The sequence below is a fragment of the Lysinibacillus sp. OL1 genome, assembly GCF_004332175.1.
Classification (GTDB): domain Bacteria; phylum Bacillota; class Bacilli; order Bacillales_A; family Planococcaceae; genus Lysinibacillus; species Lysinibacillus capsici.
Genome location: NZ_SJDS01000004.1, coordinates 217,523 through 238,769, shown reverse-complemented (window position 1 = coordinate 238,769; position 21,247 = coordinate 217,523). Strand labels below are relative to the sequence as shown.

The window sequence follows — 21,247 nt, the reverse complement described above, 5'->3', positions numbered from 1 at the left end:
ATTAGCGTCTTTTTACATAGTTCAAAGGGCCACACAAATGGTATTATAAAGTCCTTTGAAGTATGTAGACCTATAAATTTATGAAAGAAAGAAAGAAACGAATTCTTTTAAAATAAATAAGGAAGTTTACCTGACCAACTAGATATTTGAAGAAAGAAATTAGATACTGCTGAGCCTATCGCAATACTAAGTAAAATATAAATGAGTTGAATTTGAAAAACTCGATTCTTTTTAAAGAGTTTTTCGATCATAAAAGCTTGTAAAGCATAAAAAGTAATAGCAATAAAAAATAGGTGGGATAAAATACCCAATAAAGCTTCTTGTCCAATTGCTTCATATATCTCCATATAGCATCCTCCATTTCTCCTTCAATATGTTTGTTCACCTTAAAAAACGGGCAGATGCGATATCTGCCCGTTAAAAATGAATTAGATATTACCCTCATGAACGTTGATACGATTCAACGCACGTTTTAATGCTAGGTCAGCACGTTTGAAATCAATGTTGTCTTGTTTACTTTGAAGACGTCCTTCAGCACGTTTAACGGCTTCTTTAGCACGTTGAACATCGATGTTTTCAGCAATTTCAGCAGACGGCGCTAAAATTGAGATTTTTTCTGGACGAACTTCAATGAAACCACCGCTTACAGCAACAATATCAGTCGAACCGTTTTCTTTTTTAAGCTTCACTGCACCAATTGCAAGTGGAGCCACCATTGGAATATGGCCTGCAAGAACACCGATTTCTCCTGAAGTTGTTTTAGCGATTACCATTGATACTTCAGAATCGTATACTGGGCCGTCGGGAGTGACAATATTGACTAGAACTGTCTTCATATTTTTTCCTCCTCGTCCCTAGTATTAAACCTCTACGCCCATGCTTTTCGCTTTTTCAACTACTTCATCAATTGAACCAACTAGACGGAAAGCATCTTCTGGTAGGTGATCCCATTTGCCATCAAGGATTTCCTTGAATGAACGAACAGTTTCTTTTACAGGTACATAAGAACCTTTTTGACCAGTGAATTGTTCCGCTACGTGGAAGTTTTGTGATAAGAAGAATTGAATACGACGAGCACGTTCTACTGTTTGTTTATCTTCATCAGATAATTCATCCATACCTAAGATTGCAATGATATCTTGTAATTCACGGTAACGTTGGATTGTACGTTGTACACCAGTAGCAATTGCGTAGTGCTCAGCGCCTACGATTTCAGGTGATAATGCACGAGAAGTCGAAGCTAATGGGTCAACCGCAGGGTAGATACCCATTTCAGATAATTTACGCTCAAGGTTAGTTGTTGCATCTAAGTGGGCGAAAGTTGTAGCTGGAGCCGGGTCAGTATAGTCATCGGCTGGTACATAAATCGCTTGAATAGAAGTTACAGATCCTTTGTTCGTAGATGTGATACGCTCTTGTAGTTTACCCATTTCAGTTGCAAGTGTTGGTTGGTAACCTACCGCAGAAGGCATACGACCTAATAGGGCAGAAACCTCAGAACCTGCTTGTGTGAAACGGAAGATATTGTCGATGAATAAAAGTACGTCTTGACCTTGCTCATCACGGAAGTATTCCGCCATTGTAAGACCAGTTAAAGCAACACGCATACGTGCACCAGGTGGCTCGTTCATTTGACCGAATACCATCGCTGTTTGCTTGATAACGCCTGAATCGCTCATTTCGAAGAATAAGTCGTTCCCTTCACGAGTACGCTCACCTACACCAGCGAATACAGAGATACCAGAGTGCTCTTGTGCGATATTGTTGATTAATTCTTGGATTAATACAGTTTTACCTACACCGGCACCACCGAATAGACCGATTTTACCACCTTTGATATATGGTGCAAGTAAGTCTACTACTTTGATACCTGTTTCAAGAATTTCAACTGTAGTTGAAAGATTCTCGAAAGTTGGTGCTTCACGGTGAATTGAATCACGACGTGCGTCTGCTGGAATCTCTTCACCTAAGTCAATTACTTCTCCAAGTACGTTGAATACACGACCTAGTGTAACTTCACCAACTGGTACTGAGATAGCTTTTCCTAAGTCTGTTACTTCTGCTCCACGTTGTAAGCCATCAGTAGATGACATCGCAATTGTACGAACAGAATCATCACCTAAATGAAGCGCAACTTCTAATGCAAGAATTGTTGGTTCTTCATTAGGACGTTCAATCTTAACTGTTAAAGCGTTATAGATTGCTGGTAATTGGCCATTGTCGAATTTAACGTCAACAACTGGACCCATTACTTGAATAACATGTCCTTTATTCATTACTGTGTACCCTCCTATCGTATTCTTATACGACATTGGGAAGCTGCTTGCCTATTCTAAGGCTGCAGCTCCACCAACGATTTCTGTAATTTCTTGTGTAATCGCCGCTTGACGTGCACGGTTATATTGCAAAGAAAGGTCTGAAATAAGATCAGTTGCGTTATCTGTTGCATTTTTCATAGCCGTCATACGAGAAGCATGTTCACTTGCTTTTCCATCTAATAATGCGCCATAAACTAAGCTTTCCGCATATTGTGGAAGTAACACTTCTAGAATTGCTTCGCCAGATGGCTCGAATTCATAAGAAGCAGTACCGCTTGCAGGGGCAATATCTGTTAATGGAAGAAGTTTTTTCTCTGTCACTTCGCTAGCAATAGCGCTGACAAAGTGATTATAGTACATATAAAGTTCGTCATACGTACCATCAATGAACATACCAACAGCATTACGAGCGATTTCTTTAATATCAGCAAAAGTTGGTTGGTCAGGTAGACCGACAACATTACTGATGACATTATGATCACGTTTCACAAAGTAGTCACGAACTACACGACCTACTGCTAAGATAACGTATTCGTCTTTTGATTTATGACGCTCGTTAATCGTACGTTGTACTTGACGCAGGATACTTGAATTGTAAGCACCTGCAAGACCACGGTCAGAACCAATGACTAAGTAAGCCGTTTTCTTAACAGGACGAGCAGTTAACATTGGATGTCCGCTGTCTTTTGTCCCTGAAGCGATCGCGCCTACTACGTCCTGAATTTTTTCCATGTAAGGAACGTAAGCTTTAGCATTTTGCTCTGCACGACGTAACTTAGAAGAAGAAACCATCTGCATTGCTTTTGTAATTTGCTTCGTACTCTTTGTTGAAGTAATACGACCTTTAATTTCGCGTAAGTTTACCACTGGTATTTCACCACCTTCTGTTTTTTAATCAAGTGACTAGCTAAGACTTATTCTGATTTAGCGAAAGTTTTTTTGAATGCATTGATTGCTGCTTCATAATCCGCATCAGGAGCAAGCTCTTTAGTAGTACGAACATGATCTAAAACGTTTGTGTGGTTTGAATCTAACCAGCTTAAGAATTCTGATTCGAAGCGAACGATATCTTGTACTGGAATATCATCTAAGTGACCTTTAGTTAATGCGTAAAGGATTGCAACTTGTTTTTCAACTTTTAGTGGTTTGTTAAGGTCTTGTTTAAGAACTTCAACCGTACGTTTACCACGCTCAAGTTTAGCAAGTGTTACTTTATCTAAATCTGAACCAAATTGAGCAAATGATTCAAGCTCACGGAATGCAGCTAAGTCAAGACGTAGTGTACCCGCAACTTTTTTCATCGCTTTAATTTGAGCAGATCCACCTACACGTGATACAGAAAGACCGGCGTTAATCGCTGGACGTACACCTGAGTTGAATAAGTCAGATTGTAAGAAGATTTGTCCATCAGTGATTGAGATTACGTTAGTTGGGATGTATGCAGAGATATCCCCAGCTTGTGTCTCAACGAATGGAAGAGCTGTAATTGAACCATTTTGATATGTTTCATTTAACTTCGCAGCACGTTCAAGTAAGCGGCTGTGTAAGTAGAAAACGTCACCAGGATATGCTTCACGACCTGGAGGACGGCGAAGAAGAAGTGAAAGTTCACGGTAAGCTGATGCTTGTTTAGAAAGATCATCATACACGATTAATACGTGTTTACCTTGTAACATGAATTCTTCAGCCATAGATACACCTGCAAATGGTGCTAAGAATAATAATGGAGCTGGTTGAGAAGCAGAAGCTGTCACAACGATTGTGTAATCTAAAGCGCCATGTTTACGAAGAGTTTCTACAACACCACGTACAGTAGATTCTTTTTGACCGATTGCTACGTAGATACAAATCATGTTTTGGTCATTTTGGTTAAGAATTGTATCGATAGCTACAGATGTTTTACCAGTTTGACGGTCACCGATGATTAACTCACGTTGACCACGACCGATTGGCACTAATGCGTCAATCGCTTTAATACCAGTTTGTAGTGGTTCGTGTACTGATTTACGAGCCATTACACCGAAAGCTGGACTTTCGATTGGACGAGATTTTGTAGTGTTGATTGGACCTTGTCCATCCACTGGTTGTCCAAGTGGGTTTACAACACGACCAATTAGTTCTTCACCAACTGGTACTTCCATGATACGACCTGTACGACGAACTTCATCGCCTTCTTTGATGTCAGTGTATGGACCTAAGATTACGATACCAACGTTACCTTCTTCTAGGTTTTGAGCCATACCCATAACACCATTAGAGAACTCTAGTAGTTCTCCAGCCATGGCGTTGTCGAGGCCATGAGCAAGAGCAATACCGTCACCAATACGGATAACTGTACCAACTTCGCTTACTTTAAGTTCAGATTCATAATTCTCAATCTGTTGTTTAATCAGACTGCTGATTTCTTCAGCCTTGATGCCCATGTATGTCACCTCTCACATTTCTAAATTATTAACCGATTAATTCACGTTTTAGACGCTCTAGTTTGTTTGCTACTGAGCTATCATAAATATGGTTACCGATTTGAACACGAATACCACCAAGTAAAGATGGATCAACTTCGTTTGTAATATTTAATGATTGTTTTCCAACAAGTTTCGCGAACGCTGCTGAAATATTAGCGCTTTCTTCTGCAGAAAGTGCACGTGTTGAAAATACTGTTGCATCTGCAGTGCCTTGTGCTTGCGCAGCAAGTTCAGCATATGCCTTAGCAATTTGTGTCATCTCGTTTACACGTTTTTTCTCAACTAGAAGTTGAACAGTGTGTAAAACTTCTGGTGTTGCACCGTTAAAGATATCAGCTACCATTTGTTTTTTTCGTTCAACGGAGAACTTAGGTGCATTTAAAAGCGTTAAAAAATCAGGAGATTCTTTTACTACTTTTGTTAGTTCACTTAAGTCTGCTCCAACTTCAGTAAGAATATTTTTTTGTTGCGCCAATTCAAAAAGCGCTTGAGCGTAACGTTTTGCTACAGTTGAATTACTCATCGAGCTTCCCCTGCCTTCGCAATCGTCTCTTCAATTAGAGCACGGTTGTCTGCCTCAGAAATCTCTTTGCTAAGGACTTTAGATGCTGCAAGTACAGATAATGAAACGACTTCATCACGTACAGCTGCAATAGCTTTTTCTTTTTCAGACTCAATTTCACGTAAAGCCGATTCTTTTAAGCGATTTGCTTCATTACGAGCTACAGTAAGAATTTCTTCTTTTTGTAATTCGCCTTGCTTCTTAGCGCCCTCAACAATCGATTGTGCTTCTGTACGAGCTTCCTTAAGAAGGCTCTTTTGTTCTTCTAAAAATTGGTGCGATTCTTTGCGCGCTTTTTCAGCTGCTTCGATTTCACTCGCTACTAATTCTTCACGTTGTTGCATAATGCCCATAAGTGGACCCCAAGCGAATTTCTTAAGTAGTAACATTAATACGATGAAAATAACTAATGTTGCGATGATATCTCCACTATTTAACGAAGCACCGCCTGCACCTAGTACAAGATTATCTAAAAACACGATTGTTTCACTCCCTTCAAGAGCTTTAACTTCAACATAATTTAGTGACTAAAAAACTACCTATTTTAAAAAGCTATATTTACACATAGCTTTTATCAGTTCCAAAATGAAGGGCGAAGTTTCATCTGGAGAATCCTGCTTCGCCACTAGTAAAATTCAGTGTTCAACTGAATTATTTGTTCATTACGATGAATGCTACTACTACTGCGATGATCGGTAGGGCCTCAACTAATGCAACCCCGATGAACATTGTAGTTTGAAGAACGCCACGAGCTTCTGGTTGACGAGCGATACCTTCTACTGTTTTTGATACGATAAGACCGTTACCAATACCTGCACCAAGTGCACCTAAACCGATTGCGATTGCTGCTGCTAATAAACCTAATGAACCTGTCATTTGAAAATTTCCTCCTTGGAATTGTTTGTTTTTGTTGTTCAAGCATAGGGTATATGCTTTATATTAATGGTCATCGCTCACTTTATGAGCCATGTAAACCATTGTTAACATTGTGAAGATAAAGGCTTGGATAAAGCCGATGAAAATTGAGAAACCTTGCCATGCCATCATTGGAACGATTGCCCCGATGAATCCCACAGCACCTGATGATGCTAAACCTGCAAGTAAGCCAAGTAAAATCTCACCCGCATAAATGTTACCGTAAAGACGTAAACCTAATGTTAATGTGTTTGCAAATTCTTCTACTATTTTAAGTGGGAACATGAATGACATTGGTTTGAAGAATGTACCAACATAATGACCTGTACCCTTCATTTTTACACCATAGAAATGCGTTAAGACTAATATCATTGCTGCTAATGTCATCGTTACTGTAGGGTCAGCTGTTGGTGATTTCCACCATAGCTCATGCCCATAGACAATTGAGAAAGGAAGACCTAGTAAGTTAGATACTGCGATAAACATAATTAGTGTGATGCCTAGAACGTGGAATCGACCACCAGTTTTCCAATCCATGTTGCTTTTAATGATATTCTTAACGAAATCCATAATCCATTCCATAAAGTTTTGCATACCAGTAGGTTTTAACTTTAGGCTTCTAGTTGAAATAAAGGCAATTAAAAATACGATAATTGCTGCAACTAGTAACATCATAACTGTTGATAAGTTAAATGTTAAAAAACCGACTTCTAGTAACGGAGCTTCATGATTCATTGTTATTTTTCACCTCTCTTTCTAATTTAAAGCACATTAGCGGTTCCTTACATGTGACACAATTCTCTCGACAAAGAGAAAAACGTACGGAATCATTAGCCCTATAACCGTGCTAATTAAGTGAAAATAGTTTGGCAACGAAATGGCTATTGCGACTGCCGCAACACCTGATCCAAAGCGAAGCGCTGTACCAAGTGAGCCTATTTTCTTCCCTTCACTAATGGATCTGTCAAACTTCTCCATACGTCGAACTAAAATCCAAAAATTATACGTACCAAAGAATGCACCGACTGCGATGCCCGCAAAAACAGTTTGATAGGGGGTAAATCCCCAGCCTAATGCGCAGAGTGCAAGCAAAAAAAATAACGCCCTCTTCTGCACAGCAAAAATGTGATGCAAATCTAGCATTGGTTGTAATCTCCTGAATCATTTTTTCGAGTAATGAAAACGTTTGCTGACCACTATGTGAAATCAGAAAAGAGCAGTGAAAAGCACTACTCACAGCGGAATAGTAATGGGAGAGTCATTTCAATTACAGGTGTAAATGCCCAAAAAATAACTTACACCCCTTACCGACTCGGTAAAAACCGAAACGCACAAAACGTTGCAAATCGACAGTCTTATTTTGAACTGTCAATTTAGTAGAAAGTTGATATAACAAGTGTTTCAACGTCCTATTTATGAACAGAAACCCTTATCATTCTTACCCTTTGTAAGCATACAATAGGTGATATTTGAAGTCAATTGGTAAAGGAGAAAAACTTCACAGCCTCTATACTCTTGTCAAATTGTTGACAAATTTGTGTATGAAATTTCATAGTTTCAAAATTTCTCAACCTTCTCACGCATTAAAAAAGCTAATTTACGACAAGATTATGCTCGTAAATTAGCTTACCCATTTCAACAGGTACATTAGACTTATTTTTAATATAAAATATAGTATATTAATTAGTTTTTTGTAAAAATCCTAGCAATGCTTCAACAATACGCTTAGATGCATGTCCATCCCCATATGGATTTGATGCTTTAGCCATTGCTTCATAGGCATTATTATCTGTTAGTAATTCCTTTGCTAAGGCGTAAATTGTTTCCTCTTCTGTTCCTGCTAACTTTAATGTTCCTGCTGCAATTCCCTCTGGACGTTCTGTCGTATCTCTAAGAACAAGCACTGGCTTTCCTAATGAAGGTGCCTCTTCTTGTACACCGCCTGAATCCGTTAAGATCATATAGGAATTAGCCGCAAAGTTATGGAAATCAAATACTTCAAGCGGTTCAATTAAATGTACCCGTTTATTATTCCCTAAAATTTCATTAGCAATTTCTCTTACAGCCGGGTTCATATGAACTGGATAAACAACTTGAACATCCTCATGTTCTGCGAGTATTCTAGTAATCGCTTTAAACATATGGCGCATTGGTTCACCAAGATTTTCGCGACGATGTGCTGTTAATAAAATCATGCGATCTTTCCCGATTTTATCTAAAACAGGATGTGAGTAGTGTTCACTGACTGTTGTTGCTAATGCGTCTATTGCTGTATTACCTGTAACAAAAATCGTCGCTGGATTTTTATTCTCATCTAAAAGATTCTTTTTAGATACTTCAGTTGGCGCAAAATGTAAATCTGCCATCACACCTGTTAGTTGGCGATTCATCTCCTCTGGATATGGTGAATATTTGTTCCATGTTCGAAGTCCAGCTTCTACATGGCCTATAGCGATTTGGTTATAGAACGCAGCGAGACTTGCAATGAAAGTCGTTGCTGTATCACCATGTACCAAAACGATATCTGGTTGTGCTTCCTTCATTACTTGATCTAAACCCTGTAATGCGTTTGTCGTTACATCAATTAATGTTTGGCGATCCTTCATTATATTTAAGTCATAGTTTGGTGTAATACTAAACGTTTCTAATACTTGATCGAGCATTTGGCGATGCTGTGCTGTTACAGTTACAATAGATTCTATTTGCTTAGGATACTTTTGTAACTCCAAAACAAGAGGAGCCATTTTAATTGCTTCTGGTCTTGTACCAAAAATCGTCATTACTTTCCATTTTTTTGTCAAAACGATCTGCACCGTCCTTTTTGTTATTGTAGGGTAAGACCAATCTCCTGTTGATGAAGGATTACTTACCTACACATACTATGAAACGCCCTTCAATTTGAAGGACGCTTTCACAAGTTATTAGTTTCCTAAATGAGGAAATTTCATGTATGGATTTTTATTTTGTACCGAATAGACGGTCTCCAGCATCACCTAAGCCCGGTACAATATAACCATGGTCATTTAATTTTTCATCAAGAGCAGCAATATAAATATCTACATCCGAATGTTCTTCTTGAATAGCTTTCACACCCTCTGGTGCAGCGATTAAGCACATGAATTTAATGTTTTTAGCTCCACGTTTTTTCAGTGAATGAATTGCCTCCACTGCAGAACCACCAGTTGCAAGCATTGGATCTACAATGATGAAATCACGTTCTTCAACATCTGCAGGAAGTTTTGCGTAATATTCAACTGGTTTTAATGTTTCTGGATCACGGTAAAGACCAATATGACCAACTTTTGCAGCAGGGATAAGCTTTAATACGCCATCTACCATACCGATACCTGCACGTAAAATCGGTACGATTGCAAGTTTTTTACCAGAAAGTACTTTTGTTTTTGCAATTGTTACAGGTGTTTCAATTTCAATTTCCTCTACTGGCATATCACGTGTAATTTCAAATGCCATAAGTGTTGCCACTTCGTCTACTAGCTCACGAAATTCTTTTGTTCCTGTATTCTTGTCGCGAATATAAGTTAATTTGTGTTGGATTAGTGGATGATCAAATACATAGACTTTGCTCAAAGGGATTCTCTCCTCACCGTTCGGATTCATTTTTATCTCAACTAGTATAACAGAAAAAAGGAGTTGCCTCAAAAATAAATTTAGGACAACTCCCTTTATCATCTATTCTTTTGTCAAAACTAAGTTATTGATCAAGAATTATATCTAATTGTTCAATTGGCATTGGCTTGAAATAGAAATATCCTTGTCCTACTGTGCATCCTAGCGCACGTAGAATCTCAACCTGTTCCTCTGTCTCTATGCCCTCTGCCACTGAAATCATTCCTAAATTTAATGCTAACTGAATAATAGAGCGAACAATAGCCAGAGTTGCTGGATCTTCAATAGCATTGATGAAGCTTCGATCAATCTTTAGTTCAGCAAACGGTAGCTGTTGCAAATAGCTTAATGAAGAAAAACCTGTTCCAAAATCATCTACGGATGTTTTAAAGCCATAGCTCTTTAGCTCTTGAATGATCTTATAGGCTGATTGAAAATCTACTAAACCAATATTTTCTGTCACCTCTAAGATAATATAGCTAGGGTCAATATTATACTTCCGCACAAGTTTCAGTGTATCTTGAACAAAATGCATGTAGTAAAAATGATCAGGCGAAATATTGACAGCAATTTTCACTAATTTCTTTCCCAGGCGTTGTCGTTCTGAAAGCCATGAGAGTACCGTCTCTAAAATAAGCACATCAATTTCTCGCACCTTACCAGCACTCTCTGCTACTGGAATAAAGAGTGCTGGTGAAACAAAGCCCAATTTTGGAGAAATCCACCTTGCAAGTGCTTCAATACTTTGAATTTCCCCATTGCGTAAATCTACTTTAGGCTGTAAGTGGACTGTTATTTCTTTATTTTTGATGGCTTCTGACAAATGATTTAAGATCGTCATCTTCTGTACCAGCACATCGTTTTTCTCTGTTGTAAATATTTCTGTATGTGTGCCTGGCCTATCGATTGCAAAGGATAACGCATTATCTGCAAAACGAATCGCATCATTAATATTTATGTCTTCATTATATGAAGCAATTCCTGTTTTTAATGTAATATAGATTTGCTTTCCTCCTATGATAAAAGGCTGGCGAATCGTTTCTTTTATTCTCATCTCATAATCATTCAAATCTTCATGAAGTGACATTGTAGTCATAATCAAACTAGAGCTAGTAAATCTAGCAACATACTCATTACTTTCTGACTTGTCTTGCTCAAGACGTTTGGCAAGTTGTCTTAAAAGTTCATCACCAATTTCACGACCGTACAATTCAACTACTTGATGAAATTCACTAGGTTTTAATATTTTAATAAAGCCGCTTTGCCCCTGCTGGACTTCCCTTTCAATCGTATTAACAAAGCTGTGACGATTAGGCAGACCTGTTGTAATGTCTGTATAGGCTAAATCCCAAATTTTTTTCTGCGTCCTTGCATATGAATAAGCCAATGCAACAAGAGCACCCATTTTTCGAAACATATTTTTAAGCATTTGGTCACTTTGTGTTTTTTGGCTAAATATCGAAAAAACACCTATTACTTGCCGCTGTTGATTACGTATAGGGATAAACCATCCATGTGACTTTTTAGCTAGCGAAGCATATTGCTTATGTTCTTTAGGAATATTCACTTCATCTAAATTCTCTATGAAAGTAGACGTTTCTGATTGCATGACCTTCTTAAAGAAATCATTGTTTGCACAACATCTTGGTACGCTCTCTGTTTGATTACCTCCTATGAAAACTTGTAATTGGTTTACTTCTGTTTTTATGAGCACCATACTTGCAATATTTGGCATAAAAAATTCATCGAGTCCTTGACAAATAAGCTTCATCTTTTGCTCAAAAGTAAACTCCTTCTCAATTGCCCTGTACATATCATTTTCTAAACGCATTAAGAAGTCTTCCGTATGATAATATGTAACATCCTTCACAAATACTAAAACAAATTGGGTTACATTTGCCTCATTGCAAAAAGGTAATGCTTGTATTTCTGCCCAAAAGGGAGGTTTATCGATGCCATTATGATATAGCTTCGCCTGCACCATTATGCCGTTATGTATTTTTTCTTTCATCATTTCAATGGTTGTCTTTTTTTCGTCCATTGATAGCCATGAAAAATACTCAGTATTTAAGATTTGTGAACGTGCAGCATTAGTAAGCATACAAAATGAATCATTACACTCTACTATGTAATGATGCTTCGTTGCATCAAAAATAACGTAGCTTTCTTTCGAATTATTCCCTAATTTGCGAATGCTGTTTAATAATACATCATAATCTGTGTTTAACGATTTAGTGACCATCCAACCCCTCCTTTTCTATCACTTCATCTCATTTCCATTGTACATAAAATTTAATTAAATTTTCACTTTTATTAAAAAAACTTCTTTTCTAGGACACTATCTGTCCTCTGCCTTCTATAATATATCCCTTTATACCGTTTTTATGTAAATTTATTCAAAAATAAGAGGATTATTCTACTTTGTTAGAAAAAAGATGTTTTTTACAGTTTAATCCTTGATTTCCAAAATAAAAAGCTGTATTTAAAGTAAATTTTGTACTTTAAACACAGCTATTATTCTATTGATTATACATATAGTGGATGCTTATCAGTTAATGCCTTCACACGATCTTTTGCATCTGCTTTAACTGTTTCATCTTCAGAGTTTTTAAGAACAGCTGCTATAATTGCTCCTACTTCTTTCATATCTTCCTCCTTAAAGCCACGAGAAGTGACCGCTGGAGTACCAATACGAATTCCAGAAGTGACAAATGGAGATTCAGTATCGTAAGGGATTGTATTTTTATTTGTTGTAATACCCACTTCATCTAGTGCGTGCTCTGCTACTTTACCAGTTAAACCAAGAGATTTAACATTTAGCAGTAATAAATGATTATCTGTACCACCAGAAACAATTTCAACTCCCTCAGCAATTAATACTTCTGCTAAAGCCTTTGCATTGGCTTTAATTTGTTTTGCATAGTCTTTAAATTCTGGTTGTAAAGCTTCTCCAAATGCTACAGCTTTTGCAGCGATAACATGCATTAATGGGCCACCTTGAATGCCTGGGAATACAGATTTATTTAGTTTTTGCTCCCATTCTTTTGAAGCAAGAATTAATCCACCACGTGGTCCACGTAATGTTTTATGTGTAGTTGATGTAACAAAATCAGCATATGGCACTGGTGATTGATGTTCGCCAGCAGCTACAAGTCCAGCAATGTGTGCCATATCCACCATGAAATAGGCTCCGACTTCGTCTGCAATTTCACGGAATTTAGAGAAGTCAATTTCACGTGGATAAGCAGATGCACCAGCAACAATCAGTTTTGGTTTATGCTCTAAAGCCTTTTGTCGTACATCTTCATAATCAATCACTTGTGTATCTTGTGTTACACCATACTCTACAAAATTATATAGAATACCAGAGAAGTTTACTGGAGAACCATGTGTTAAGTGACCACCATGTGAAAGGTTCATACCCAGAACTGTGTCACCTGGTTCTAGAATCGTATGGTAAACAGCCATGTTTGCTTGTGCACCTGAGTGTGGTTGCACATTTGCATATTCTGCTCCGAAGAGTTCTTTTACACGATCACGTGCAATATCCTCTACTACGTCTACATGCTCACAGCCACCATAATAGCGTTTACCAGGATAACCTTCAGCGTATTTATTTGTCAGTACTGATCCTTGCGCTTCCATCACTGCTTCGGATACAAAGTTTTCTGATGCAATCAATTCAATATTTGCTTGCTGACGTGTTTTTTCTGCAAGAATTCCATCTAGTACTGCTTTGTCTTGTACTGCTAATTTTTCATATGCCATGTTTGAAAAAGCCTCCTAAAGTATCGTTATTCATCTCTACCACTAAATAGGGTGGTAATTATTTATATACTGCACGTTCTCCGCCAATTAGCTTAGGACGTGTTGTTGCAATCGTCACAACAGCTTCTCCTACCATTTTTACCGATGTTCGAACAGGTACAGCTACTGCTTTCAAATGCATACCGATTAATGTTTGTCCAATATCAATACCTGCATGTGCCTGTATTGTTTCAACAATCACTGGATTATCAAATTGCGTATAGGCATATGCTGACATTGAGCCGCCTGCCGTACGTACTGGGACAACCGCTACTGGATCATAGCCAAATTTTTCAGCTGTTGATGCTTCCATAGTAATGGCGCGATTTATATGCTCACAACCTTGGAATGCTAAAAGCAAATGATGCTTTGCTGCAAATTCTTGTAACGGCTCAAAAATGGCTTCTGCTATCTCCAATGCTCCCGCTGTGCCAATTTTCTGACCAATCACTTCAGATGTAGAGCACCCTACTACAAAAATTGTATGAGGTCGTAATGATACCTGCTCTTCAAATTCACTGAGTAACTGAGTCAAATGTGTTCGTATTTGTTTTACAACCATTAAGCTCAGCTCCTTCATCTATATCCATTAAAATCATGCCATATATGACATCCTATACGAATGCCATATATGGAATAACAAAACTATTATTGCTCTAGTTCAGTAATTTTTTCAATACGGCGTACATGGCGGCCACCTTCAAAATCGGTTTCTAGCCATGCTTGTACGATTTCACGTGCAAGGCCAGGGCCAATTACACGTTCGCCCATTGCTAAAATATTTGAATCATTATGGCAACGCGTTGCCTTGGCACTAAATACATCATGTACTAATGCACAACGTATGCCCTTGACCTTATTAGCGGCAATGGACATACCAATTCCTGTGCCACAAATTAAAATGCCTTTATCAAATTCTCCGTTAGCAACACCCTCAGATACAGGTTTTGCATAGTCTGGATAGTCTACTGAATCCGCAGATTGTGGACCAAAATCTTCGTAGCTAATTTGAAGTTCATCTAATAGCTGCATAATCTCACGACGTAAGTTATTGCCTCCGTGATCAGAAGAAATTGCTATTCTCACTGGGTTCCCTCTTTTCGAATTATAGTCAACCTTAGTGTACCACTTCTTTCTGAAGAATAACACGATTTTTCTTATGTTTTTACGTTGATTTTTCCCGAAAGACGAACATTAATTGTATGTTAACACAAAATTATTCACTTTTAAACTTATTTTTTTGTGGATAATGTGAATATCATGTTAATAAGTTCGGATAATGGTCTTTTGTTGTAATATTCCATCTACTGAAGTTTTTTTAGCTTTTTACTTACAGTGGACATAAATTGTCCTTTAATAAAAAAGGTTATACATAAATCCGATTTTTCATGGGATTTATGTATAACCTTCAGGACTATGCTTGTCTATCAAATTGTTGGATCATTTTATGCAATGCTTCCGATTGCTTTTTCAAACTTTGAGCTAGATGCTCGACTTGTTCAATTGCATAGGCTTGCTCTTCAGCTGCACTACGAACTTCCTGTGCACCTGCTGACGTTTGTTCCGCAATGGCAGCAACTTCCTGTGACTGTCGAGCTGTCGTTTCAATATTATGCATTTGCTGTTCGATTAAAGAAGAAATCTCAACAATTGATGTTGCCATTTCATGTACATTAGAAGCCATATTTTCTACTGCTGTCGTTGTTTCAGAAACTCGATCGGCCTCCTTTGTTGCAAAGGCAACTTGTTCGTTCATTTGTTTCACAACTACTTCTACGTTTTGCTGCATAGTTTGAATTAAAGCAGTAATTCCTTGCACTGCTTTTGCACTTTCATCAGCCAAACCACGAACTTCTTCAGCTACTACTGCAAAGCCCTTTCCATGTTCTCCAGCACGAGCAGCTTCTATAGAGGCGTTTAGTGCCAACAGATTGGTTTGTGCTGCAATGTCACCAACTAAGCTAATTATTCGTTCTACCTGTCCAGCATTCTCTTCTAGCGCATGAATGCTTTTTAATGCCTCATTATTACCTGTCGCAATTTGTTGAATACTATTCACTAATGTTTCAATGGCTTTTGTTGTTGTCGATAAATTATGTAGAATCTCTTTAGTTTGTGATGCTGATGCCTCTGCCCTACTATTTACCTCTGTTGCAAGCGTTCTTACATCTTCAATCGCTTCAGCAGTATCTTGTACAGCTGTTGCAGATGCTTCTGCTCCTGTAGAAATATGCTTTACAGTAGACGCAATGCCTTCTGCCTTTCTAGTTGCCACTCCTGCTTCATCTGAAAGCTGGATAATCGATTGATTTGTTTGTTGGAAGTTGTGATCAATACTTTCCACCATTTGACGTAAATTTAACACCATTTGTTGGAATGCCTCTGCCACAGATCGAATCTCATCATTTGTATTAGGCATTTGTACATCCTGTCCTATTTTTCCTTCCGCCACAAGTGTTGCTGAATGCTCAAGCTGCTGTAAAGGCTTGATGAGGATTACACTTAAAAAGGCAGCTAATATCCCTGACCAAGTTATCCCTAACGCATACGTAATCACTTCAAAAACTTTTCGATTTGTGTCAGGGAAGAAGGTAGGTTGTAAAAACTCAATGAATATAAAACTGACACTGTAGGTGATTAGTGCAAGAACACTAACAAATAACACCAACTTTAGGCGTAAACCAAATTGTTTTTTCATAGGACCCCTCAATTCTTTTCGAGTTTTTGTATTAATTGATTGACCAGTTCTTTTAATTCTGCAAATGTTGCTTCATAAATTGCTCTATTACCACCATAAGGATCCACTACATTTTCTAAACTGCCCTCATTTGTATACTCTTTCAAGGTAAATACCTTATGCTCAGCTTCTGGATAATTGGAAATGACGGTATCTTTGTGAGCAGTCGTCATTGTTAAAATTAAGTCTGCCCATGCCATTTCAGCTTGGGATAATTGCGTCGCAAAATGTTGATGGGACATTTGGGCTTCATTCAACACTTGTTGTGCAAGTGCTGACATTTGTGCATTAGGCATCGCATAAATACCAGCTGAACGCACTTCTACATTGTTTATTTGTTTATGTTTTAAAATAGCTTCTGCCATCGGACTGCGACAAGTATTGCCTGTACAAACAAATAATATTTTCACACTTATCACTCTCCAATTTTATCTATTGTTGAATAGCTAGAATACTCATGATTATAAATATAATGCCGGCAACGATTTGAATTTTATTGCCAAAAAAGACTTGGCTCCTACGTGCTATAACTAATGACCCATAAGCACAAATTAATGCACTTAAGCCTGCACTCATAATAAAAATCGTTTTTTCTAAGTTAAGCATACCAAAAGAAACACTAACTGAAAAGGTGTCTAGGCTTGCAGTCACTGCTAAAAGTACAGGTGAAATCGTTACTTTTTCATCTCTGTGAGAAAATAATAATAAATGCATACCGATACAAAATAATAAAATACTTGAAATCCATTGTCCCCATTCTAATAGAAATCGAACTAAATAGCTTCCTAATTCAAACCCTAATAAAGGAAAAAGCATATGTAATGCAGCCGTCCATAATGATAAAAATAATCGATATCTAACATTTGGCAGCAAAACATATAGACCAATCACATCAACAGACGTTAATATACCTGCAAGAATTCCCTGCAAGAACGCACTCCTTCACTCCCTAATATTTTATCATTTTATGCTCGAAAATACATTATTATCATAACTGTTTACTATTTGTTTTTCGTTTTTAACATATAATAATTAGACAAAAAAAGACAAAAAACATGTGGTTCTTCAATGTCTTTTGCCTATAATTATTCTATTATAATGAATACCATTTACCTCCAGAGGCTTTTTCAAGTCTATTCATAATAGCTGCACCTACTCCTTCTATTGAAGTAGTTGTTGCTAATATTACGGTAGCGGTAGTTTTATCACATGCTCTAAGTGCATTATATAAGGCCGCACCCATTTCTTCTTTACTTCCCGCTTCACCAATAGAGAAGTAAAAATCCACTTTAATTCCCTCAAAGTTCTCAGGTGCCAGTAGTGCTACACTATGCCCTTGTCTTTGTAGATGTAGAACAGCTTCGTTGACTTTCTCAACATCACAGTCTATTAAATACACGGGAGCATTTGGTGCATAATGCGTATATTTCATTCCCGGTGCCTTAGGCGTTGCGTCTAGCTTCTGTTCTATTTTAGTTGGTTGAATCACGGGGCCAATCTTAGCCTCAAGCATTTCCTTCGTAATGCCACCTGGACGTAAAATTACTGGAGGTTCATGTGTCACATCTAGTACAGTAGACTCAAGCCCAATGCCTGTAGAACCTCCATCTAAAATATAAGGTATGTACCCTTCTAAATCATCTAAAACATGAACGGCTTCTGTAGGACTGGGCTTTCCACTACGATTAGCGCTCGGTGCAGCAAGCGGTTTTTGGAGCTGTTGTAGTAAGGCAAGCGCTACTGGATGATCAGGCATTCGAATGCCTACTGTTGATAACCCAGCTGTGACACTTTTAGCTAATACATTTGGCTTCGCTGGCATCACCAGTGTTAATGGTCCTGGCCAAAATAAATCCATGCATTGTTTAGCTATGTCAGAAATATGGTCGATATAGATCGCTACTTCCTCTTTTGTACCAACGTGGACAATTAAAGGATTATCTGAAGGTCGACCTTTTGCTTCAAATATCTTTTTAACAGCCAGATCATTTGTGGCAATCGCTCCTAAGCCATAAACCGTCTCTGTGGGAAATGCCACTACCTCTCCTGCATTTAAGATATCCACAGCTTGTGTATAATTAATCTGACTATTCACATTACTGTCCACAACCTTACAAACAGTTTTCATGATTAATACCTACCTTCAATTATTCGTTTTCACTGAATTATCCACATATTGTTTATAACTTATTAAAAAATGTGTATAAGTTGTCTGAATTTGTGCACAATTCATTCAAAAAGTCCTTTAATCCATTCCCATATAAAGAATGTAACTTGTTCTTTTTCTTCTACTTCTTCTTTTACCTCTTCTTTATCAGGTTCACAGATCGATGGGAAGATACTGCACCACCAGTTATCTCCGCGTGCATCACCAATTTTTACAACAATTGATTGATAGACATTTTGTGGATAAAGTACAGCATCTTGTCTTTTTGGTGGGAATAAATTATCCCCAACAACAACCTGTGTATCCAATTGTGGATAATTTTCGCTCAGTTCAGCTTCAATTTGTTGTTTTAACAAAAGAATTTGCTCATTCCCAGCAAATCCAGCGGTACCAACTTGTAAAAAGTATGGCTTCAAATCTTGAACAAGCTGCTGTTTCTCTAGCTGATCTTGTGCTGTATTACTGTTTGCAATAACACGTATACGAAAATCTTTTTCTTGCACATCAGTGGAAGATTCCTTCGCCAAACCTACTAATGTTGGAATATATAAAACACATAACTGTAAAACAATCGCAATTAATACTAGTCTAGCAAAAGCTAGAAAGATATTTTGTTTAGGTAATCTAATAATCTTGTATTCGTTTAACATAAAAATCCCTCCTTGCTCAACATTGTTGGCAAGATCAAGAAACTTTATACATGTAGCTCACAAAAAATCATTCGAGGTTTACCATTAATATCTTTTTCTACTGAAACTGTTGCCTGTGGAAAACTATCTTGGAAGAATTTAGCTACTTTCTCTCCCTGTGTATAACCGATTTCTAATCCAATCAACGCTGGCCTATTCATATAAGCTGGTAATTGTTCGGCTAATTTTCTATATAAAATAAGACCATCCTCCTCGGCAAAGAGGGCACTATGCGGCTCATGCTCTAGCACAACGCTTGACATTGCTTGTGCCTCATCAAATGCAATATACGGCGGGTTCGATAAAACAATATCAAATTTTTCTCCTGCAAGTGGAGCAGCTAAATCTCCCAATCTAAAATCAATATCTGCCTCTAATTGCTTTGCATTTTTTTGAGCAGTTGCTAGTGCAGCTTCTGATAAATCGGTAGCTATGACCGTTAATGCTGGACATTCCAGCTTCATTGAAATAGCAATGGCTCCACTACCTGTACCGATATCAGCCAGCTTCAATGTTTGCTTTGTAAATATTTTAGGTAGTCGATTAATTGTTCCAAGCACCAATTCCTCTGTTTCAGGTCGTGGAATTAAGACAGATTCATCGACTAAGAATGAACGACCATAAAACTCCTCATACCCAACACAATATTGGACAGGTCGACCATTGGCATGTTCTTCTATGAGCTCATTAAATTTCATTTGCTGCGCTGCTGTTAATTCATCTTGCAAATGCAACATAACTTCTCCATAACTAGTACCAAGCACATGTTGCATAACAATCCGCGCTGCTGTTTGTTCACAACCATTATCCACTAAAAAAGAAGAAGCCCACTCAAGGGCCTCCATCACATTTTTATAAGTCATCATTTAAACGCTCTAACTTCGATGCTTGTTCTTCTAAAATAAGAGCATCGATAATCTCGTCTAGTCTGCCTTCAACGATTTGATCTAGCTTTTGAATCGTTAAACCGATACGGTGGTCGGTTACGCGGTTTTGTGGATAATTGTAAGTACGAATTCGCTCAGAGCGATCACCAGATCCAACAGCTGATTTACGCGTAGCATCAATCTCCTTTTGTGCTTCCTGCATATACATATCTGCAACACGAGCACGAAGAATTTTCATTGCTTTTTCACGGTTTTTAATTTGTGAACGTTCATCCTGCATCGAAACCACAACACCTGTCGGTAAATGGGTCATACGAACAGCAGACATCGTTGTATTTACAGATTGACCACCTGCACCAGATGATGCAAATGTATCTACACGGATATCTTTTTCATGGATTTCAACATCTACTTCCTCAACCTCAGGTAAGCAAGCAACTGTTGCTGTTGATGTATGAATTCGACCTTGTGATTCTGTAGCAGGGACACGTTGTACACGGTGTGCGCCATTTTCAAATTTGAATTTTGAATAGGCTCCTTGTCCATTAATCATAAAGATTACCTCTTTATAGCCGCCCATTGGGTTTGGTGTAGCTTCCATAATATCAATTTTCCAGCCTTGCGTTTCTGCATAGCGAGAATACATACGGAACAAGTCACCTGCAAAAATATTAGCCTCGTCACCACCAGCTGCCCCACGGATTTCCATAATAACGTTTTTATTATCATTCGGATCTTTTGGAATTAATAAAATACGTAATCGCTCTTCTAGCTCTTCCTGCTGTGCTTTTAAAAGGTTAAATTCTTCCTTTACCATTTCGTGCATATCAGGGTCTTTTTCGCTATCTAACATTTCTCGTGTATCTACTAGCTGTTCTTTCACGCTTTTATATTCACGATAAGTATCTACTGTCTCTTGGATATCTGATTGTTCCTTAGAATATTCGCGTAATTTCTTACTATCATTAACAATATCCGGATCGCTCAAAAGCTCAGTAAGCCTTTCATAACGATCTTCCACTGCCTGTAATCGATCAAACATGGATTTCACCTCTATTTAGTTTTTTAAATTG

23 protein-coding genes are annotated in these 21,247 nt (G+C 37.9%); all 23 read right to left on the bottom strand.

From position 1 onward, the window contains the following. Nucleotides 1-107 precede the first annotated feature (107 nt). Nucleotides 108-347, bottom strand: a complete 240-nt coding sequence (locus EW028_RS10285; protein ID WP_004269481.1) for a DUF1146 family protein — start codon at nt 345-347, stop codon at nt 108-110. An 81-nt stretch (nt 348-428) separates the two neighbouring features. Continuing rightward, the gene (locus EW028_RS10280) at nt 429-836 is read right to left on the bottom strand and encodes a F0F1 ATP synthase subunit epsilon (protein WP_016992762.1); all 408 of its coding nucleotides are present in this window, start codon (nt 834-836) and stop codon (nt 429-431) included. A gap of 24 nt (nt 837-860) precedes the next feature. Beyond that, complete coding sequence (gene atpD, locus EW028_RS10275; protein ID WP_004269479.1) at nt 861-2,276, bottom strand: F0F1 ATP synthase subunit beta; 1,416 nt, start codon at nt 2,274-2,276, stop codon at nt 861-863. A gap of 51 nt (nt 2,277-2,327) precedes the next feature. After that, a complete protein-coding gene (gene atpG, locus EW028_RS10270) occupies nt 2,328-3,185 on the bottom strand; it encodes an ATP synthase F1 subunit gamma (protein ID WP_004269478.1) in 858 nt (285 codons plus the stop codon). Nucleotides 3,186-3,232: 47 nt separating this feature from the next. After that, a complete protein-coding gene (atpA, locus tag EW028_RS10265) occupies nt 3,233-4,741 on the bottom strand; it encodes a F0F1 ATP synthase subunit alpha (RefSeq protein WP_004269477.1) in 1,509 nt (502 codons plus the stop codon). 28 nt (nt 4,742-4,769) lie between these two features. Beyond that, nucleotides 4,770-5,306 (bottom strand): F0F1 ATP synthase subunit delta, encoded by a 537-nt coding sequence (locus EW028_RS10260; protein WP_036076089.1) that lies wholly within the window; start codon nt 5,304-5,306, stop codon nt 4,770-4,772. After that, nucleotides 5,303-5,824 carry a F0F1 ATP synthase subunit B gene (atpF, locus tag EW028_RS10255; RefSeq protein ID WP_016992759.1) on the bottom strand — a complete coding sequence of 174 codons (522 nt, stop codon included), beginning with the start codon at nt 5,822-5,824 and terminating at the stop codon, nt 5,303-5,305. The genes EW028_RS10260 and atpF overlap by 4 nt, the downstream gene beginning before the upstream one ends. A gap of 172 nt (nt 5,825-5,996) precedes the next feature. Further along, entirely contained in the window at nt 5,997-6,221 is a 225-nt protein-coding gene (gene atpE / locus EW028_RS10250; RefSeq protein WP_004269474.1) for a F0F1 ATP synthase subunit C, read from the bottom strand. Nucleotides 6,222-6,284: 63 nt separating this feature from the next. Then, nucleotides 6,285-6,995, bottom strand: coding sequence for a F0F1 ATP synthase subunit A (gene atpB / locus EW028_RS10245; protein ID WP_004269473.1), 711 nt, complete (start codon nt 6,993-6,995; stop codon nt 6,285-6,287). Nucleotides 6,996-7,031: 36 nt separating this feature from the next. Continuing rightward, nucleotides 7,032-7,403: an ATP synthase subunit I gene (locus EW028_RS10240; protein ID WP_004269472.1), complete on the bottom strand. Its 372-nt coding sequence runs from the start codon at nt 7,401-7,403 to the stop codon at nt 7,032-7,034. Nucleotides 7,404-7,939: 536 nt separating this feature from the next. Continuing rightward, nucleotides 7,940-9,061 (bottom strand): non-hydrolyzing UDP-N-acetylglucosamine 2-epimerase, encoded by a 1,122-nt coding sequence (wecB, locus tag EW028_RS10235; RefSeq protein WP_131520796.1) that lies wholly within the window; start codon nt 9,059-9,061, stop codon nt 7,940-7,942. A gap of 157 nt (nt 9,062-9,218) precedes the next feature. Continuing rightward, nucleotides 9,219-9,848 carry a uracil phosphoribosyltransferase gene (gene upp, locus EW028_RS10230; RefSeq protein WP_004269470.1) on the bottom strand — a complete coding sequence of 210 codons (630 nt, stop codon included), beginning with the start codon at nt 9,846-9,848 and terminating at the stop codon, nt 9,219-9,221. A 124-nt stretch (nt 9,849-9,972) separates the two neighbouring features. Continuing rightward, complete coding sequence (locus EW028_RS10225; protein WP_131520795.1) at nt 9,973-12,129, bottom strand: EAL domain-containing protein; 2,157 nt, start codon at nt 12,127-12,129, stop codon at nt 9,973-9,975. 284 nt (nt 12,130-12,413) lie between these two features. After that, nucleotides 12,414-13,655 carry a serine hydroxymethyltransferase gene (glyA, locus tag EW028_RS10220; RefSeq protein ID WP_131520794.1) on the bottom strand — a complete coding sequence of 414 codons (1,242 nt, stop codon included), beginning with the start codon at nt 13,653-13,655 and terminating at the stop codon, nt 12,414-12,416. A 58-nt stretch (nt 13,656-13,713) separates the two neighbouring features. After that, complete coding sequence (locus EW028_RS10215; protein ID WP_131520793.1) at nt 13,714-14,256, bottom strand: TIGR01440 family protein; 543 nt, start codon at nt 14,254-14,256, stop codon at nt 13,714-13,716. A gap of 86 nt (nt 14,257-14,342) precedes the next feature. Beyond that, the gene (rpiB, locus tag EW028_RS10210; protein ID WP_004269466.1) at nt 14,343-14,780 is read right to left on the bottom strand and encodes a ribose 5-phosphate isomerase B; all 438 of its coding nucleotides are present in this window, start codon (nt 14,778-14,780) and stop codon (nt 14,343-14,345) included. 328 nt (nt 14,781-15,108) lie between these two features. After that, nucleotides 15,109-16,392, bottom strand: coding sequence for a methyl-accepting chemotaxis protein (locus tag EW028_RS10205; protein ID WP_004269465.1), 1,284 nt, complete (start codon nt 16,390-16,392; stop codon nt 15,109-15,111). 8 nt (nt 16,393-16,400) lie between these two features. Next, complete coding sequence (locus EW028_RS10200; protein WP_131520792.1) at nt 16,401-16,841, bottom strand: low molecular weight protein arginine phosphatase; 441 nt, start codon at nt 16,839-16,841, stop codon at nt 16,401-16,403. A 22-nt stretch (nt 16,842-16,863) separates the two neighbouring features. After that, nucleotides 16,864-17,361 carry a manganese efflux pump MntP gene (locus EW028_RS10195; RefSeq protein ID WP_131520791.1) on the bottom strand — a complete coding sequence of 166 codons (498 nt, stop codon included), beginning with the start codon at nt 17,359-17,361 and terminating at the stop codon, nt 16,864-16,866. Nucleotides 17,362-17,524: 163 nt separating this feature from the next. Next, entirely contained in the window at nt 17,525-18,559 is a 1,035-nt protein-coding gene (locus EW028_RS10190; protein WP_131520790.1) for an L-threonylcarbamoyladenylate synthase, read from the bottom strand. A 101-nt stretch (nt 18,560-18,660) separates the two neighbouring features. Next, nucleotides 18,661-19,248 carry a stage II sporulation protein R gene (locus EW028_RS10185; protein ID WP_131520789.1) on the bottom strand — a complete coding sequence of 196 codons (588 nt, stop codon included), beginning with the start codon at nt 19,246-19,248 and terminating at the stop codon, nt 18,661-18,663. 44 nt (nt 19,249-19,292) lie between these two features. Then, entirely contained in the window at nt 19,293-20,153 is an 861-nt protein-coding gene (gene prmC / locus EW028_RS10180) for a peptide chain release factor N(5)-glutamine methyltransferase (RefSeq protein ID WP_131520788.1), read from the bottom strand. After that, nucleotides 20,140-21,216: a peptide chain release factor 1 gene (gene prfA / locus EW028_RS10175; RefSeq protein ID WP_004269459.1), complete on the bottom strand. Its 1,077-nt coding sequence runs from the start codon at nt 21,214-21,216 to the stop codon at nt 20,140-20,142. Before prfA ends, prmC begins: the two co-directional genes overlap by 14 nt. Nucleotides 21,217-21,247: the final 31 nt, after the last annotated feature.